Origin of the sequence: Paracoccus sp. NSM (assembly GCF_052379855.1) — a bacterium.
Lineage (GTDB): Bacteria > Pseudomonadota > Alphaproteobacteria > Rhodobacterales > Rhodobacteraceae > Paracoccus.
The window spans coordinates 16,630-33,060 of sequence record NZ_JBQTCG010000004.1; the positions used below are offsets into that span (position 1 = coordinate 16,630).

The following is a 16,431-nucleotide window of genomic DNA, read 5'->3' on the forward strand; positions in this document are numbered from 1 at the left end:
GGCCCGCCGGATCATTGCGCCAGCGCGAAGGTTTCCAGCTGGGCGGCGTTTTCCTCGTTGATGAGGATGCAATCCATCAGCTGCTTCTCGTCCAGCCCGGTCGAGCCGGTCCTCAGATACTGGTCGGCCTGCTCGACCGCCAGCTGCGCCTGCCGATAGGCCGGTTGCAGCACGGTCGCCTTGATCCCGCCCGCAAGGATGGAATCGCGCACGTCGTTCGAGCCGTCGAAGCCCACCACGATCACGTCCGTCCGCCCCGCCGCTTCCAGCGCGGCCCAGGCCCCCATCGCCATCGTGTCATTGCCCGAGATGACGCCCTTGATGTCGGGCTGGGCCTGAAGGATCGTCTCCATCACCGTGTAGGCTTCGGTCTGCGACCAGTTGGCGGTCTGCTGGGCGACCATCACCATGTCGGGATACTGGTCGATGATGTCGTGGTATCCCGACGAGCGGATCCCGGCATTGGTGTCCGCCTCGCGGCCCAGCAATTCGGCATACTGGCCCTCTTCGCCCATCAGGCGGACGAATTCCCCGGCGCCCAGCTGCGCGCCCTGGTAGTTGTTCGACACGATCTGGCTGACGGCGATGCCGCTTTCCTTGATCTCGCGGTCGATCAGGAAGGACGGGATGCCCGCGTCCTTGGCGCGCTGGACGGCCGCGACGGTCGCGTCGGCGCCCGCGTTGTCCAGGATGATCGCCTTGGCACCGCGCGCGATGGCGGTGTTGAACAATTCGGACTGCTTGTTGGGATCGTCGTCATGGACCATCACGACCGTTTCGTAGCCCAGTTCCTGCGCGCGCGCTTCGGCGCCCACGGCCTCGGCCTTGAAGAACGGGTTGTCGTGGCTGGGGGTGATGATCGCGATCAGCCCTTCGGCGGCGGCAAGCCCCGGCATGGCGATGGCCAGCGAAAGGCCAAGGGCCGAGATGGTCAGCCTGCGGTTCGGTTTCATGGTGTCCTCCCTATGGTCAGCCGGGCTGGCTGCCCGTTCCTCTCTGACGCCCTCAACGCTGGCACCGAATCGTCATGTCGTCAACAGGTATGATGAGATGATTAGACGCCTTAGGTAATGCGCCGGATGCTTTCGGCGATCTCGTCCCATTCGAAAACGCGCTTCCAGTCGTCGCGCATCAGCATCGGCTTGCCGAACTCGATGGCCTTGTTGCAGGCGTCCGAAAACGCGCCCTCGCGTTCATTGAACAGCACGGCGCCCAGGATGTTCATGTGGCCCAGCAGGAAGTCGCGGGCGCATTCATGGCTGACGCCGCTGCGGGCAACCGTTTCGTCCAGCGCCTCGCGCATGACCGCCATCAGGCTGGCGCAGACGGTCTCGGACAGCCCCGGCTCAAGCATCGCCATCTGCCTGACCGTCACCTCGTAGCTGCGGGCGACAGGCGCATAGATCGCGCGGGCGATACGCTCGCCCAGTTCGTAATGCTCGCGCGGGCCCTGCATGAGGGCGTTGACGACCCCTTGCCGGGCGGCAACGCCGCCGAAATGGTCGGCCCGGCCCTCGGGCGTGGTCTCGTCGTTCCAGATCGGCGGGTGGCAGGGATGGGTCACGAAATAGGTGATGTCCTCGCGCTCGGGCAGGTGCCCCGCGAAGGGCGCCGCAGCGTCCAGGATCACCACCATCGTTCCGGGGGCAAGCGTCGGGACGATGGCACCGGCCACCTTGCCGATCACCGTGTCCGGCACCGCCAGGATGACCACCTCGGCGCCTTGCAACGCCTGTTCCTGCGGAACGCAGTCAAGGCCGGTCTGGGCCTTCAGGCGCGCCTGCCCGGCCTCGCTGACCTCGACATGCGCCACATCAAAGTCGGTCCGCGCAAGGTTGGTGGCCAGCCGCACCCCCATCTTACCGCCTGCACCCAGCAGCGCCACTTTCGTCATCCTGCTTCCCCTGTCCGGAATCGTCTTGTCAAACTGGTATGATGAGATGATTATTAAGCAGGACTGTCAAGCAGGGACACCATGAGCCAGACAAATCTGCTGCGCCTCGCGTGGCTGGGGGACGATTTCACCGGCTCGGCCGCCGTGATGGAAGTGCTGCAATTCGCCGGCATTCCGTCGGTCCTGTTCCTGGAACCCCCTGCGGCGCCGCTGCCAGAGCGTTTCTCTGGCGTCGAGGCGGTGGGCCTGGCGACAACGGCGCGCGCGCACGGGCCCGACTGGATGCGCCAGCACCTGCCGCCGCTGCTGGGCAGGCTTCAGGCGCTTGGGCCGCAGATCCTGCACTACAAGATCTGCTCGACCTTCGATTCCGCGCCTCATGCCGGGTCCATCGGTGCCGCGATCGAGGCGGCGCTGACCGTGCGTCCGGCGGATGCCGTGCCGCTGCTGACGGCCGCCCCGGCGATGCGGCGTTATCAGGCCTTTGGGCATCTCTTCGCGGCTGGCCCGCATGGCGTGGCGCGGCTGGACCGGCACCCGGTCATGGCACATCACCCGGTCACGCCGATGGCGGAATCCGATCTGCTGATCCATCTGGCGGGGCAGACCGACCTTCCCTCGGCGCTGATCGACCTCGAGGCCATGGAAGCGCGCCCGCAAGCCGCGATGGAGGCGGCGCTGGCGCAGGGTGCGCGGATCCTGTCGCTGGATTGCATGGACGCAGCCAGCGAGGCCGCGGCGGGCCGGCTGATCTGGCAGAACCGCAACCGTCTGGGGCTGGTCGCGGGCAGTCAGGGGATCGAATACGCGCTGGTCCGCCATTGGCGGGAAAGCGGCGTCATCGCGCAGCCCCCCGCCCCTTCTTCTGCCGGGGCCGTGGCGCAGGTCGCGGCCGTGTCGGGTTCGGTGTCCCCGGTGACGGCCGCACAGCTGCAATGGGCGGGCAGGAACGGGTTTGCGCTGATCGGCTTCGACGCCCGCGCCGCCTGCGGCAGCGACGCCGATCTTGAGGCCGAGGTGGCCCGCGCCTCGGCAGCGGCACTGGATGCCGCCCGCGTCGGGGCCAGCCCGCTGGTTCATTCCGCCGCCGGGCATGACGGGATCGAGGTCGCGCAGTTCCGCGCGGCCCTGGCGGCCAGCGGCATGGAACCCGAGGTCGCGAACCGCCGCATCGGCCAGGGGCTGGGCCGGGTCCTTGACCGGGTTCTGCGGCACAGCGGCATTCGCCGGGCGGTCATTTCCGGCGGTGACAGTTCGGGCCATGCCATGCGCCAGCTTGGCCTGACGGCGCTGGTGGCCGTGGCACCGACCATTCCCGGTGCCGCCCTCTGCCGCGCCTACGGGGACGGCCCGCATGACGGGCTGGAGATCGCGCTGAAAGGCGGACAGATGGGCTCGGAAGATTACTTCGGCTGGATCCGCGCAGGCGGCGGCCCCAGAGATGAAAGGACCGCCCGATGAGCGACGACATGATCCGCGTGACCTATCTACTGGAAACGCCGGGCGATCCGCGCGCCGCGGCCGAGAAGATCGCGGCCGACCAGTCCACCGGCACCTTCACCGAACTGCCGGGCGAGACCGAGGCCCTGCGCGCGCGCCACGCCGCCCGTGTCGAAACCGTCGAGCCGCTGGCGCCGCAGGACCAGCCGTCCTGGCCCGAGGCCGAGGGTCCCGTTAACCGTGCCCGCGCCGTCATCGCCTTTCCGCTGGACAGCATCGGCACCGACATCGCCGCCCTGCTGACCGTGACGCTTGGCGGCGTTTTCGCGGCCCGCGGCCTGACCGGCGTCCGGGTGCTGGATTTCGGGCTTCCCCCGGCCTTCGCCTGCCACCCCGGCCCTCAATTCGGCATCGACGGCTCGCGCCGCCTGACCGGCGTCACCGAGGGGCCGATCATCGCCTCGATCATCAAGCCATCGCTCGGGCTGACGCCGGACGAGACGGCGGCGGTCGTCCGCAGCCTCTGCGAGGCCGGTGTCGATTTCATCAAGGACGACGAAAAGATGATGTCGCCCGGCTATGCACCCTTCGAGCCGCGGACCAGCGCAATCATGCGCGTGATCCGCGATCACGCCGAACGCACGGGCAAGCGCGTGATGTATGCCTTCGGCATCTCGGCTGCCGATCCGGACCTGATGCTGCGGCGGCACGACCACGTCGTTGCCGAAGGCGGGAATGCGGCGGTCGTCAACATCAATTCGATCGGGCCGGGCGGGATGGCGTTCCTGCGAAAGCGCTCGGCGCTCTGTCTGCACGCGCATCGCAATGGCTGGGACCTGCTGACGCGGCACCCGTCGCTTGGCTACGATTTCCGCCCCTATCAGAAGATCTGGCGCCTGCTGGGTGTGGACCAGTTCCAGATCAACGGCATCGCCGCAAAGTACTGGGAAAGCGACGACAGCTTCGTCCGCTCGTTCGAGGACGTGACCCGGCCGATCTTTTCCGACGCCGACCGCGCCTTGCCAGTCGTCTGTTCCGGTCAATGGGGCGGCCAGGCCTTCGAGACCTTTCGCCGCACCCGCTCGGTCGATCTGATGTATCTGGGCGGCGGCGGCATCCACGGCCATCCCGGCGGCCCCAAGGCGGGGGTCCGCGCGATCCGCGACGCCTGGCAAGCTGCGGGGCAAGGGCTGGGCACCGCCGAAGCCTGCGCCGCCTCGCCCGACCTGGCCGCCGCGTTTCGCAAGTGGGGCCGGGCGTCTGATCGCTGAGAACGAGCGCTCTTTCCCTGGTATCGTTCGGGGCGTGGACTTCATCCAGCATCGAATGGCTCTTCAGAGGCTCACCCGATTGTCTGCCGACCCCCTCAACCGATGCCTATGGGCAAGATCGTTGGCTGGCGGTTCAGCACCTCGGCGAATGCCCGGCCGCGTTCATGGCGACCGTCAAACGCCGAGGTGCTGAACCCATGCTCAGCGCGACAGGTCAATCAGGATCTTGAGCTGCGTTCCTGAGGGATCGAGCAGGCTGTCGAAACCGTCGCGGATCGCCTGATCCAGTCCGATGCGCCGGGTGATGACCTTGGCGGCGGGCAGGCTTCCCGACGCGATCATCGCCGCGACCCGGGGCCAGTAATGGGTCGGATAGGCCCAGCTGCCCCGGATATCGACATCCTTGAACGTCACCGCGAACCAGTCCAGCGGGTTGTCATGGGGGTGAAGCCCGGTCTGCACGACGACCCCCTGCTTGCGCACCGCATCAAGGCAGGCCTTCAGCGCGTGTTCGTTGCCGACGCATTCGATCGCGATATCGCATCCCACCTCGCCCTCGGTCGCGCGGCGGATGGTGGCGCCGATGTCGTCCTTCTGCGGGTTCAGGGTGGTCACCCCGGGCATGAGTTCACGCACAAGCGCCAGTCGCGTCTCGTTCGGGTCCGAGACGAACAGACGGACTGCGCCCGCAGCCTGCGCGGCCATCAGCGTCAGAACCCCGATCGGACCCGCCCCGGTGACAAGGACCGAAGACCCGGCAAAGACCCCGCCCCGGTCACAGGCATAGACGGCGACGGCGGCGGGTTCGATCAGGGCCACGGCCTCGTCCGGAAGGTCATCGGGGATGGGCACGACGTTGTAGCCGTTCAGCAGCGACATCTCGGCCATGCCGCCCGAATGCCACGACAGACCCGCCAGCGCCAACCGGTCCGACAGATGGAACAGGCCCCGATCCGCATAGTAATCGCCGGCCCGCGGCATGATCAGCGGCTGCACCGAGACACGGTCGCCGGGGGCGACATGGGTGATGCCCGGGCCGACGGCCTCGACGATGCCGCCAAATTCATGCCCCAGGATCTGAGGCCCATGCGCGCCGGTGAAGGGATGCGGCTCTTTCGGCACGAAGATCGGGCCATAGGCATATTCGTGCAGGTCAGTGCCGCAGATGCCGCAAAAGGTGTTTCGGATCAGCACCTGACCCTCGGCGGGCGCGGGGGGCGCATCGACGTCCTCGATACGAAGGTCCTTGGCTGCGTGGAAGCGCAGGGCTTTCATGATGTTACTCCTGTCAAAGGGGTCAGCGGTAGACGAGGGCGCCATCCATGATGACGCTCGACGCCCGCGAAGGATGCGGCGCGGTCGGTGACATCCATCACGATGGTCGCCGTGGGACGCCAAGGCCCGCCGCCGCGCGCTCCGGGGCCTCGGGGTCCAGATCGGCCAGCGCCGCGGCCATGCCGTCGCGGGACAGGCGGCGGGCGAGGGCCAGACCAATACCCGTGGCTGCGCCGATGACCAGCGCGACCCTGTGTTGCGTGTTCATGTTCTGCTCCTTGATCGAGGGGCCGGCCCGGCGCAGCGCCGGGCCGGTGGCGGCTCAGCGCAGGTGATGGACCGGCTGCAAGCCGTGGACAGGGGTCTCGATCCCCTCGAACCGCGCCTTGAGCTGCAAGGCCAGATACAGCGAGTAATGCCGCGACTGGTGCAGGTTGCCGCCGTGGAACCACAGGCCCGGCTGCTGCGTGGGCTTCCACATGTTGCGCTGCTCGCCCTCCCACGGGCCGGGGTCCTTCGTGGTCCCCGAGCCGAGGCCCCAGCATTTGCCCACCCGGTCGGCCACGTCCTGCCCGATCAGGTCCGCCGCCCATCCGTTCATCGACCCGTAGCCGGTCGCATAGACGATCAGGTCGGCGGGCAGCTCGGTGCCGTCCTCCAGCAGCACGCCCGTCTCGGTGATCTGCTGGACCTGGCCATGGGCCAGCTTGATCTTGCCGTCGATGATCAGCTGGCTGGCGCCCACGTCGATGTAATAGCCCGACCCCCGGCGCAGGTATTTCATGAACAACCCGCTGTCATCGTCGCCGAAATCCAGCTTGAAGCCCGCCTTTTCCAGCCCGGCATAGAAATCGGCGTCGCGTTCACGGATCTGGTCGTAAAGCGGCACCTGCCATTGATGCATGATCGCATAGGGCAGCGAGGCAAAGATCAGGTCGGCCTTTTCGGTCGTCACCCCGGCCGCGACCGCCTGTTCGGAATAAAGCGCGCCCAACCCGATCTCCATCAGGCTGTCCGACTTGACAATATGGGTCGAAGAACGCTGCACCATCGTCACATCGGCGTCGTGTTCCCAGAGCGCCGCCGCGATGTCATGGGCCGAGTTGTTCGAGCCGACGATCACCACTTTCTTGCCCGCATAGGCGTCCGGGCCGGGATGCTGGGAAGAGTGCTGCTGCTCGCCCTTGAAGCGGTCCATGCCCGGAAAGCGGGGGATGTTCGGCTTTCCCGACATACCGGTCGCCAGAACCAGTTCCTTGGGGTGCAGCGTCACCTCTTCGCCGTCACGGTCGATGACGACCGTCCATTCGCCCTTGGCCTCGTCATAGCGGGCGGATTTGCAGGTGCTGCGCGTCCAGTAGTTCAGTTCCATGACCTTGGTGTACATTTCCAGCCAGTCGCCGATCTTGTCCTTGGGGGCAAAGACGGGCCAGGTGTCCGGGAACTTCAGATAGGGCAGGTGATCGTACCAGACCGGGTCATGCAGGCAGAGCGACTTGTAGCGCTTGCGCCAGCTGTCGCCGGGGTTGTCGTTCCGCTCGACGATGATCGTCGGCACGCCCAAATGGCGCAGCCGCGCGCCAAGGGCGATGCCGCCCTGCCCGCCCCCGATGATCAGGGTGTGGGGCTGGCGGGTATAGCCCAGTTCGCGCGCCTCGGCCTCGCGTTCCTCGCGCCAAGTCGGCCGGTTCTTGCCCGCGCCGTGCTTTGCGCCAAGCGGGCGCGAGAAGCCCTTGGCCTCCTCGTGGCCCTTCAGCTCTTGCAGGGCGGTCAGCAGGGTCCAGATCCGGCCGTCGCGCAGCCGCACCAGACCGTAGCCCCGACCGATCTGCGTTTCGAAGCGGAACCATGCCGTGATGATCCCGTCCTCCTCGGTCGCGGCTTCGCTTTGGTCAAGCTGCCAGCCGGTCGGGCGCACATGGCCCAGCTGGGCGCGCAGCATCTCGGCCACGGCGTCATGCCCTTCCAGCGTCTTCAGGTTCCAGGTGAAGCTGACAAGATCGCGCCAGTAGCAATCCGTGACGAACAAGGCCGTGGCCCGGTCGATATCCCCTGCCTCCAGCGCGGCGCCCCATTCGTCCAGAACCGCCTGCGCGCGGCTGGCGACATTTGTGTCCAGCATGATGTCCTCCCTTGTGGCTGGTCTCCTCGGGGACAGGCTGGCGCAGAGGGGCGGACGCGGCACAGCGAAAAGACGTAGCTGCACCGCGGAAAACGCATGCTGCGGCGCAACGGGGTTGCAGGCGCAACAGCGCGCAACGGCGGTGCAACTCAGGCGGGCGGGGTCAGCCCTGCCGCGCGGACACGGCGCAGCACGGTCGAGCGGTTGACGCCCAGCCTGCGCGCGGCCAGTGCCATGTTCCAGCCACAGGCCTCCAGCACGTCGCCAAGGTCCTGCCCGTCAGGCCCGGCCTGTTCCGTCCCCAGGATCGGTGCGGGCAGATCCACGATGTCGATCACCGCCCCGGTCGAGATGAGCGAAGCGGCCTCCAGCACCGAGGCCAGTTCATGCAGGTTGCCGGGCCAGAGCCGCGCCCGCAATTCGGCGCGCGCGGCGGCCGACAGCCGCCTTTCGTCGGGGCTGATCGCGCGCAGCAGGCGGTCGATCAGCCAATCCAGATCGTGGCGCAGCCGCAGCGGCGGCAGGTCCAGCGCCGCCCCGGCAATGCGGAAGAACAGGTCCGGCCGGAAATCGCCTTCGCGCACCATCGCCGACAGATCCCGTCGCGTCGTGGCAAGGATGCGCAGCCGGCACCCGGACAAATGGTGCAGCAGCAACGCCTGCGCGGGCGGGTCCAGATCCTCGACCCCCTTCAGCACCAAAGTCCCGGCCTCGTCCCGCCAGTCGGCAGGCCAGGCCTCGGGCGCGGCACAGTCCAGCAGGCGGAACGCCCCGGCGTCGCGTCGGCACATGTGGATGGCGCGGGCAAGCCGCAGCTTGCCGGTGCCGGTCTCGCCCCGGATCAGAAGCGCGACCTTGCTGCCCGCCAGCCGCGCGGCGCGGTCAAGAACCGCCTGCATGTGCGGATCGGGACCGGCCAGACTGGACAGCCCGCCGGGCAACTGGCCCTGCGCACGCGGCAGGCGCACCGATTGCGGCGCGATCGCATGGCCGAAAAGAGCGCGGCCATCCGGCAGGCGGACAACGCGATCCTCGACCGGTCGGCCGCGCATCAGGTCCGGCAGGTCGTCCACATTGGCGCGCGTGACCTCGTCCAGCCGCCGACCCAGCAGGTCCGGCCCCAGCACCTGCTGCGCGGCATGGGTCATGCCGATGATCGCGCCCGAACCGTCCAGGGCCACGGCGGCCTCGGGGTCCACCTCAAGAAACTCCGGGCTTGACGAGAGGCGCAGCACCCATTCCCGTCGCGCCATCGCCATCAGGTTCGCCATCTCGACCCGCCGCGCGGCGGTGCGCACAAGGGTCATGGCAAGGTTCTGGCTTGCCTTGGGCTGCGGAGAGCGCAGAAGGGACAGGTCCAGCACCGCCGCCAGCTGACCGGACGTGTCGAAGATCGGCGCCGCCGTGCAGGAAAGCGGCGTGTGGTACAGGTCGAAATGGTCGCTTTGATGGATCGTCACCGCCTCGCCCGTGGCGATGCAGGCACCGACACCGCAGGTGCCCGCCAGATGCTCGGACCAGTCCGAGCCCAGATAGAGGCCCGCCGCCTGAAGCTCTGCCTGAAAGCGCGGATCGCCGAAGAAATCGACCGTGACGCCCTTGGCATCGGCCAGAAGCAGCACGTAATTCTGCCCGGCCACCTGCCGGAACAGGCTTTCCAGCCCCGACCGCGCGATGGCGATCAGCCGTTCGGCCTGTTCGCGATGGGCCCGCAATTGCGCCTCGGACACGATATGCGCGGGGTTTGATCGCGCGGGGTCCAGCCCGTGGCGTTCCACGCAGCGCCGCCAGCTGGCAAGCACCACGCTGTCGCGCCCGGTCGGGCGGCCCTGCAGGACGCGCTCGATCTCGCGGACATGCTCGACGTCCCGCATGGCCCCCCTCCCTGCGACACTCGGGACCATCAGAGGGACAAAGCGCCGTCATGTCCAGTCCTGCCTTGGTCGAGGTTAGACCGAGGCGACGCGGCTATCGCCGGTCAGCCGGGGCGGCGCCGGTGCTGGCGACGATGATCGAAGCGACCAGATGCGGGATCGGCTGCCCCGCCGACGCCCGGACATGGGGTTCGTCATGTCCCGGCGGCTCCAGCAGAGCGAGCTGGCTATTCAGAAGCGATGCCGGGAAGAACCCGAGATGCCGCCGAAGACGAAAGACGAGGCGATGTTGACCTGCCCCAACCCGCCGCGGAACCGACCGATCAGGGATTGCGCGGCGTCAAAGATCCACTCGGACAGCCCGCCGCGCTCCATGATCAGGCCCGCCATGATGAAGAGCGGCACGGCGATCAGCAGGAACGAGTTGATCGAGGTCGCCATGCGCTGCGTGATCATGCTGATCGGCAGGTCGAACCACCACAGGACCGAGAGGGTCCCGAGGCCAAGCGCCACCGACAGGGGCACCCCGAGGATTGCGAGGACGAAGAAGACGGCAAGCAGCTTCAGGCCCATGGCGCGGTCTCCATGGGGGCCGGGGGGAAGGGGCGCACGCTGTCGAGCGCCGCGCCCGGTTGCGCCTGAGGTTCGAGCGCGGGCAGACCAGCCATTGCGTCGCCACCTGCAACAACGGCGTCCGTGCCACCGGCACGACCAGCCGCCCCGAACGCAGTTCGGCCTCGATCATCAGTTCGCTTTCCAGCGCGACCCCATAGCCGAGACAAGCCGCGTCGATGGCCATGTGCGAGCGGTCAAAGGACAACCGCGCCTCGGGCACGGGGCCAAGGCCCTGCGCCTCGGCCCAGGCGGACCACTGCACCTGCGCCTTGGCAGATCGGATGCGCGGCAGGGCCAGCAACTCGGCCGGCGCCAGCGAGGCCGCGGACGACAGCCCCGGCGCGCAGACAGGCACAAAGCGTTCCTCGGTCAGGGGCTCGGTATAAAGACCCGGCCAGCCGCCCAGCCCGTGCCGAATCTCCAGATCCACGTTGTCGCGGGTGAAATCCACGGGCTCGTTGCTGCCGTCGATGCGAAGGTTCGTGTCCGGCATCCGCTCGATGAAACGCATGAGGCGCGGCAGCAGCCACTTGGACGAGATCGTGGGCGTAGCCCGGATCACCAGCGTGGCCTGCTGAGGGCGCCCGCGCATCGCGTCGGTCGCGCGCATGATCCCCTCGATCTTGTCCGAGATCATCTCGAAATAACGCTCGCCCGCCTCGGTCAGCCCGACATTGCGTCCGCGCCGCGTGATCAGCGCCGTGCCGATCTGTTCCTCCAGCGTCTTGAGCTGCTGGCTGACGGCCGAAGGCGTCACGTTCAGCGTGGCCGCGGCCCCCGCGATCGAGTTCAGCCGCGCGACGCGATAAAAAACGGCAATGGCGCGAAAGGGCTGCATGCTGGGGCCTGTGCTGAACCGGACAGGCGGACGATTGTGGGCTTCCGCGCCGGTGTCCAAAGCCGATCTTCCCCGGCCCGTGCCTGCAAGCGCGTGGCAGGTGCCGCGCCCGGGACCTCGATCACGCGGCCCCGGCGTCCGACCGTGCCGCGCTGCACGTTTGCCGGGCAGAGGGGCCGATCGGCGTTGATGGCACTTTACAGACCGGCCGAATCGCGACACCTTCGGCTGATAAACTGGTTTACTAAACCGATTTATCGACTTTGCCGGAACGGGATCGCATGGCCAATCTGCAGGATGTCGCCACAGCCGCCGGGGTCTCGAAGGCCACGGTGTCGCGCTATCTGAACGGATCGCTGGAACTGCCAGAACGCACGGCCTCGGCCATCGATGCGGCGATCAAGGCGCTGGATTATACCCCGAACCCCCATGCCCGGCGACTGAGCCTCGGGCGGTCGGACACGGTCGCGCTGATCGTGCCGGACATCGCGTCGCCCTTTTTCGCAACGCTTGTGGGCGCGGTCGAGGCCGAGGCCAGCGTGATGGGCCTCGCGGTCGCGCTCTATGCCACGCTGAACAGCCCGGAACGGGAATTGTCCTATCTGGATCTGGTGCGGAGGGGCCATGCCGACGGGCTGATCTTTGTCACCAACCACCCCGCCACCGAACAGATGGCGGCCAAGCTGAACACCCTGCGCCGATGCGTCGTGGTGGACGAGGACGTGCCGGACGCCGTCGCGCCCAAGCTGTTCTGCGACAACCGGCAGGGCGGCTATCTGGCCGGGCGGCATCTGGCCGAGGCCGGGCATCGCCATGCCCTGTTCATCGGTGGCGTCGATCAGATGATCAGCGGCGCCCACCGCTGGCAGGGCTTCGTCGAGGGGATGGACCTGCCGGGCCTGCCGCCCGCCCGCATCACCCGGCATTACGGCCAGTACACGGTCGAGGCGGGGCGCGAGTCCGGCCGCCGCTTTCTGGACCTTGCCGCGCCGGAGCGGCCGACGGCGATCTTCGCAACCTCGGACGAATTGCTGATCGGCCTCTACGAAGTGCTGACCGGGGCCGGTCTGGCGATCCCGCACGAGGTCTCGGTCATCGGCTTCGACGATGTCGGGCCGCTGCACCTTTTCGCCCCGCCCGTCACGGCGGTGCGTCAACCCGTCCGCGCGCTTGGGCAGCGCGCGCTGCAAGTGCTGATGCGCGCGGACGAACCTTCGGCAGACACCGCTCCGACAGAAGAGCTGCTGCCCGTCACGCTGATCGCGCGGAATTCTGTTGCGCCGCCGGTCCGCGCCTTCGACCGCAACACCAACAGCGAGGAATGAAGATGACGATGACCCCGACCCGCCGCGCCCTCGGGCTGATCCTGACCAGCGGCCTTGTCGCCGCCGCATGGCCCGCCCTGGCGCAGGACGGCAAGACCTTTGCCCTTGTCCAGATCAACCAGCAGGCGCTGTTCTTCAACGACATGAACCGCGGCGCGCAAGAGGCAGCCGATGCCGCCGGCGCGACGCTGCTGATCTTCAACGCCAACAATGACCCCGCCGCGCAGAACAGCGCCATCGAGACCTACATCCAGGAGGGTGTCGATGGCATCGCGGTGGTCGCCATCGACGTCAACGGCATCATGCCCGCCGTCGAACAGGCGGTCGAGGCCGGCATCCCCGTCGTCGCCATCGATGCGATCCTGCCCGAAGGCCCGCACAGCGCGCAGATCGGCGTGGACAACGCGCAGGCCGGCGCCGACCTTGCCGCCGTCGTGAACGAGGCCGGGGGCGATATCCGGCTGGGCATCGTGGGGGCGCTGAACTCGTTCATCCAGAACGTCCGCAAGGACGGCTTCGAGGGCGCGCTGGACAGCGGCGCGGTGACGGTGCTGGGCACCGTGGACGGCCAGAACGTGCAGGACACCGCGCTTGGCGCGGCCGAGAACCTGATGACCGCCAATCCCGACATGAACGCGATCTACGCGACGGGCGAGCCTGCGCTTCTGGGCGCCATCGCCGCCGTCGAAAGCCAGGGCCGTCAGTCCGATGTGGCCGTCTATGGGTGGGACCTGACCGCGCAGGCCATTGCCGGGATCGACGCGGGCTATGTCAGGGCGGTGATCCAGCAGGACCCCGCGGGCATGGGCGCGGCCGCGATCGATGCGCTTGGCACGCTGGCCGATGGCGGCACGGTCGAGGCCGAGATCTCGGTCCCCGTCACCATCGTCACCAGCGAGAATGTCGAGCCCTTCCGCGCGGCCTTCCAGTGATGCAGGCGCATGCAACCGACCGGCGGGGGGGGATTTCCCCCGCCGAACCGCCCGCCCTGTCGCTGCGCGGGATCGCCAAGACCTTCGGGTCGCATCAGGCGCTGCGTGGGGTCGATCTGGACCTGCGGGCGGGCGAATGCCTGGGCCTGATCGGGGACAATGCGGCGGGCAAGTCCACGCTGTCCAAGGTGATGTCCGGCACCTACATCCCCGATGCGGGCGAGATCCTGATCGAGGGGCAGCCGGTGCGTTTCGCCAACCCCTCGGACGCTCGGGCCCGCAAGATCGAGATGGTCTATCAGGACCTCGCGCTCTGTGATCACGTCGATGTCGTGGGCAACCTGTTTCTGGGGCGCGAACTCAGGCGCGGGCCGTTCCTCGATCAGCGCCGGATGCTGGCCGAGGCGCAGAGGATGCTGGCCGCTCTGGAAATCCGCATCCCCCGCCTGACCGCCAAGGTCGAGAAACTGTCAGGCGGCCAGCGTCAGGCCATCGCCATCGCCCGCGCCGCCAGCTTCGAGCCCAAGGTGCTGATCATGGACGAGCCGACCTCGGCCCTTGCCGTGGCCGAGGTCGAGGCCGTGCTGGCCCTGATCAACCGGGTCAAGGCGCGCGGTGTCGCGGTCGTGCTGGTGACGCATCGGATGCAGGACCTGTTCCGCGTCTGCGACCGCATCGCGGTCATGTACGAGGGCACCAAGGTCGCCGAACGGCAGACCGCCGACACCAATCTTCAGGAACTGGTCGATCTGATCGTCGGAAAGGCAGGCCATCCGTGAATGTCTATACCGAACGCAAGCAGGGCTCGGCCCTTGCGGATTTCGTGGCAGAGCATGCGCAGGTCCTGTCGATCGCGCTGTTCTTCCTGCTCTGCATGGCGATCTTCGGCGCCAGCAGCCAGACCTTCCTGACCACCGGGAACCTGCTGAACATCCTGCGGCAGGCCGCACCGATCCTGATCGTGGCCGTCGCCATGACGCTGGTGATCACGACCGCCGGGATCGATCTGTCGGTCGGATCGCAGGTGGCGCTGGTCAACGCCGTCTGCGCCATCGCCATCGCGGCCGGCCTGCCCTGGCCGCTGGTCGTGGTGCTGATGCTGCTTCTGGGCGTCGTCGTGGGCGCGGTGCAGGGCTGGTTCATCGCCTATCAGGGCATCCCCGCCTTCATCGTGACACTGGCGGGGCTGTCGATCCTGCGCGGCATCGCGCTCTACCTGACCGAGGGCTATTCGATCCCCATCTCCGGCGTTCCGGGCTTCCTGTGGCTGGGGCGCGGCACGATCGGATCGGTGCCGGTTCCGGCGATCCTTGCGCTGCTGATCGCGGCGCTTGGCTTCGTGGTCATGCTGCGGACGCAATACGGGCGGCAGGTCGTCGCCGTCGGCTCGAACATGGAGGCCGCGCGCCGCGTCGGCATGCCCGCCAAGCGCGTCCTCGCCTCGGTCTACGTGGTGGCGGGCGTCGCTTCGGCCATCGCGGGAATGCTGATCGCGGCGCGGCTGGGATCGGGATCGTCGAACGCCGCGCAGGGGTTCGAGTTGCAGGTGATCGCCGCCGTGGTGCTGGGCGGCACCTCGCTGATGGGCGGCAAGGCGTCGATGCTGGGCACGGTTCTGGGCACGATGACCATCGCGGTCATCGGCAACGGGCTGATCCTGCTGCATATCTCGCCCTTCTTCACGCAGATCGTGACCGGCGCGATCATCCTGATCGCCATCTGGCTGAACACGCGTCTGTTTGACCGGGGCTTCCGCTTCGGCAGGGGGCGCGGATGACCGAGCTGTCCCCCTGTCACGTCAGGTCTGGTCAGGTGATGACCGTCACCGGCCCGATCCCCTCGGCCGATCTGGGCCATACGCTGATGCACGAGCATCTGCAGAACGACTGCCGCTGCTGGTGGAACGCACCCACAGACCCGGCGCGCCAGTATCTGGCGGACAGTCCGGTCAGTATCGAGATCCTGTCCGAACTGCGGCAGGACCCGTTCGTGAACCGCCACAACATCGCGCTGGACGACCCCGACCTGGCCATTGCCGAATTGCGCGCCTTCACCGCCGCAGGCGGCCGCAGCGTGGTGGACCCGACCTGTCGCGGCATCGGGCGCGATCCGGTGACGCTGCGCCGTATCGCGGCGGAAACAGGGCTGAACATCGTGATGGGCGCGGGCTATTACCTGGCCAGCTCCATGCCCGACACGGTGGCGCGCCTGTCGGTCGATGAGATCGCCGACGAAATCGTGACCGAGGCGCTGACCGGCACCGACGGCACCGACGCACGCATCGGCCTGATCGGAGAAATCGGCGTGTCGTCGGACTTCACGGCGGAGGAGGAAAAGTCGCTTCGCGCCGCGGCCCGCGCGCAGGCGCGCACCGGGTTGCCGCTGATGGTGCATCTGCCGGGCTGGTTCCGGCTTGGGCACCGGGTGCTGGACGTGGTGGAATCCGAAGGCGGCGACCTGCGCCACACGGTCCTGTGCCACATGAACCCCTCGCATGACGATCCGGTCTATCAGGCGACGCTGGCGCAGCGGGGCGCCTTCGTCGAATTCGACATGATCGGCATGGATTTCTTCTATGCCGATCAGGGGGTGCAATGCCCGTCGGATGATCAGGTCGCCCGCGCCATCCTGGGCCTGGCGGAACAGGGCTTTCTGGACCGCATCCTGCTGTCGCAGGACGTGTTCATCAAGATGATGCTGACCCGCTATGGCGGCAACGGATACGCCTTTGTCACCCGCCATTTCCTGCCCCGGCTGATGCGCCACGGCCTGTCCGCCGCCGATTGCGACCGGCTGATGGTGACGAACCCGCGCCGTGTCTTTGACGCCACCTTCTGACATCCGC

At 67.7% G+C, this 16,431-nt stretch carries 14 protein-coding genes and 1 pseudogene; 7 read left to right on the forward strand and 8 right to left on the reverse strand.

The features are described 5' to 3' along the window. Positions 1-11: 11 nt before the first annotated feature. The gene (locus tag ACTZWU_RS08345) at positions 12-953 is read right to left on the reverse strand and encodes a D-ribose ABC transporter substrate-binding protein (RefSeq protein ID WP_444736897.1); all 942 of its coding nucleotides are present in this window, start codon (positions 951-953) and stop codon (positions 12-14) included. A gap of 110 nt (positions 954-1,063) precedes the next feature. Then, the gene (locus tag ACTZWU_RS08350) at positions 1,064-1,894 is read right to left on the reverse strand and encodes a phosphogluconate dehydrogenase C-terminal domain-containing protein (RefSeq protein ID WP_444736898.1); all 831 of its coding nucleotides are present in this window, start codon (positions 1,892-1,894) and stop codon (positions 1,064-1,066) included. Between the two features lie 81 nt (positions 1,895-1,975). On the opposite strand from ACTZWU_RS08350, the gene ACTZWU_RS08355 reads away from it, so the two are divergent. Continuing rightward, on the forward strand, positions 1,976-3,355 hold the full coding sequence (locus ACTZWU_RS08355) for a four-carbon acid sugar kinase family protein (protein ID WP_444736899.1): 1,380 nt from the start codon (positions 1,976-1,978) through the stop codon (positions 3,353-3,355). Then, the gene (oiaX, locus tag ACTZWU_RS08360) at positions 3,352-4,605 is read left to right on the forward strand and encodes a 3-oxo-isoapionate-4-phosphate decarboxylase OiaX (RefSeq protein ID WP_444736900.1); all 1,254 of its coding nucleotides are present in this window, start codon (positions 3,352-3,354) and stop codon (positions 4,603-4,605) included. Before ACTZWU_RS08355 ends, oiaX begins: the two co-directional genes overlap by 4 nt. Before the next feature lie 201 nt (positions 4,606-4,806). Here oiaX and ACTZWU_RS08365 read toward each other — a convergent pair whose 3' ends face one another. The 6 genes and pseudogenes from ACTZWU_RS08365 to ACTZWU_RS08390 form a co-directional block, all read right to left on the reverse strand. Next, entirely contained in the window at positions 4,807-5,880 is a 1,074-nt protein-coding gene (locus ACTZWU_RS08365) for a 2,3-butanediol dehydrogenase (RefSeq protein ID WP_444736901.1), read from the reverse strand. 97 nt (positions 5,881-5,977) lie between these two features. Continuing rightward, positions 5,978-6,148, reverse strand: a complete 171-nt coding sequence (locus ACTZWU_RS08370; RefSeq protein WP_444736902.1) for an SDR family NAD(P)-dependent oxidoreductase — start codon at positions 6,146-6,148, stop codon at positions 5,978-5,980. Positions 6,149-6,202: 54 nt separating this feature from the next. After that, positions 6,203-8,002, reverse strand: coding sequence for an NAD(P)-binding domain-containing protein (locus ACTZWU_RS08375; RefSeq protein WP_444736903.1), 1,800 nt, complete (start codon positions 8,000-8,002; stop codon positions 6,203-6,205). Between the two features lie 149 nt (positions 8,003-8,151). Further along, positions 8,152-9,876 carry a sigma-54-dependent Fis family transcriptional regulator gene (locus ACTZWU_RS08380; RefSeq protein ID WP_444736904.1) on the reverse strand — a complete coding sequence of 575 codons (1,725 nt, stop codon included), beginning with the start codon at positions 9,874-9,876 and terminating at the stop codon, positions 8,152-8,154. Positions 9,877-10,107: 231 nt separating this feature from the next. Then, complete coding sequence (locus tag ACTZWU_RS08385; RefSeq protein ID WP_444736905.1) at positions 10,108-10,449, reverse strand: TRAP transporter large permease subunit; 342 nt, start codon at positions 10,447-10,449, stop codon at positions 10,108-10,110. Between the two features lie 58 nt (positions 10,450-10,507). Continuing rightward, positions 10,508-11,329: pseudogene (locus ACTZWU_RS08390) on the reverse strand (LysR substrate-binding domain-containing protein); the annotation flags it as partial. Between the two features lie 281 nt (positions 11,330-11,610). On the opposite strand from ACTZWU_RS08390, the gene ACTZWU_RS08395 reads away from it, so the two are divergent. From ACTZWU_RS08395 to ACTZWU_RS08415, 5 genes are read left to right on the forward strand one after another with little or no spacing between them, the layout of a single operon-like run. Next, a complete protein-coding gene (locus tag ACTZWU_RS08395; protein ID WP_444736906.1) occupies positions 11,611-12,654 on the forward strand; it encodes a LacI family DNA-binding transcriptional regulator in 1,044 nt (347 codons plus the stop codon). A 2-nt stretch (positions 12,655-12,656) separates the two neighbouring features. Continuing rightward, positions 12,657-13,586, forward strand: a complete 930-nt coding sequence (locus tag ACTZWU_RS08400) for a substrate-binding domain-containing protein (RefSeq protein ID WP_444736907.1) — start codon at positions 12,657-12,659, stop codon at positions 13,584-13,586. Continuing rightward, positions 13,586-14,365: an ATP-binding cassette domain-containing protein gene (locus ACTZWU_RS08405; RefSeq protein ID WP_444736908.1), complete on the forward strand. Its 780-nt coding sequence runs from the start codon at positions 13,586-13,588 to the stop codon at positions 14,363-14,365. The genes ACTZWU_RS08400 and ACTZWU_RS08405 overlap by 1 nt, the downstream gene beginning before the upstream one ends. Continuing rightward, positions 14,362-15,363: an ABC transporter permease gene (locus ACTZWU_RS08410; protein ID WP_444736909.1), complete on the forward strand. Its 1,002-nt coding sequence runs from the start codon at positions 14,362-14,364 to the stop codon at positions 15,361-15,363. Before ACTZWU_RS08405 ends, ACTZWU_RS08410 begins: the two co-directional genes overlap by 4 nt. After that, positions 15,360-16,424 (forward strand): phosphotriesterase family protein, encoded by a 1,065-nt coding sequence (locus ACTZWU_RS08415; protein ID WP_444736910.1) that lies wholly within the window; start codon positions 15,360-15,362, stop codon positions 16,422-16,424. Before ACTZWU_RS08410 ends, ACTZWU_RS08415 begins: the two co-directional genes overlap by 4 nt. The last annotated feature ends 7 nt before the right edge of the window (positions 16,425-16,431 follow it).

What these genes read in the sequence shown, in the direction of transcription:
- ACTZWU_RS08345 (WP_444736897.1), bottom strand. Translation starts at nt 953, where the DNA reads ATGAAACCGAACCGCAGGCTGACCATCTCGGCCCTTGGCCTTTCGCTG.
- ACTZWU_RS08350 (WP_444736898.1), bottom strand. Translation starts at nt 1,894, where the DNA reads ATGACGAAAGTGGCGCTGCTGGGTGCAGGCGGTAAGATGGGGGTGCGG.
- ACTZWU_RS08355 (WP_444736899.1), top strand. Translation starts at nt 1,976, where the DNA reads ATGAGCCAGACAAATCTGCTGCGCCTCGCGTGGCTGGGGGACGATTTC.
- oiaX (WP_444736900.1), top strand. Translation starts at nt 3,352, where the DNA reads ATGAGCGACGACATGATCCGCGTGACCTATCTACTGGAAACGCCGGGC.
- ACTZWU_RS08365 (WP_444736901.1), bottom strand. Translation starts at nt 5,880, where the DNA reads ATGAAAGCCCTGCGCTTCCACGCAGCCAAGGACCTTCGTATCGAGGAC.
- ACTZWU_RS08370 (WP_444736902.1), bottom strand. Translation starts at nt 6,148, where the DNA reads ATGAACACGCAACACAGGGTCGCGCTGGTCATCGGCGCAGCCACGGGT.
- ACTZWU_RS08375 (WP_444736903.1), bottom strand. Translation starts at nt 8,002, where the DNA reads ATGCTGGACACAAATGTCGCCAGCCGCGCGCAGGCGGTTCTGGACGAA.
- ACTZWU_RS08380 (WP_444736904.1), bottom strand. Translation starts at nt 9,876, where the DNA reads ATGCGGGACGTCGAGCATGTCCGCGAGATCGAGCGCGTCCTGCAGGGC.
- ACTZWU_RS08385 (WP_444736905.1), bottom strand. Translation starts at nt 10,449, where the DNA reads ATGGGCCTGAAGCTGCTTGCCGTCTTCTTCGTCCTCGCAATCCTCGGG.
- ACTZWU_RS08395 (WP_444736906.1), top strand. Translation starts at nt 11,611, where the DNA reads ATGGCCAATCTGCAGGATGTCGCCACAGCCGCCGGGGTCTCGAAGGCC.
- ACTZWU_RS08400 (WP_444736907.1), top strand. Translation starts at nt 12,657, where the DNA reads ATGACGATGACCCCGACCCGCCGCGCCCTCGGGCTGATCCTGACCAGC.
- ACTZWU_RS08405 (WP_444736908.1), top strand. Translation starts at nt 13,586, where the DNA reads ATGCAGGCGCATGCAACCGACCGGCGGGGGGGGATTTCCCCCGCCGAA.
- ACTZWU_RS08415 (WP_444736910.1), top strand. Translation starts at nt 15,360, where the DNA reads ATGACCGAGCTGTCCCCCTGTCACGTCAGGTCTGGTCAGGTGATGACC.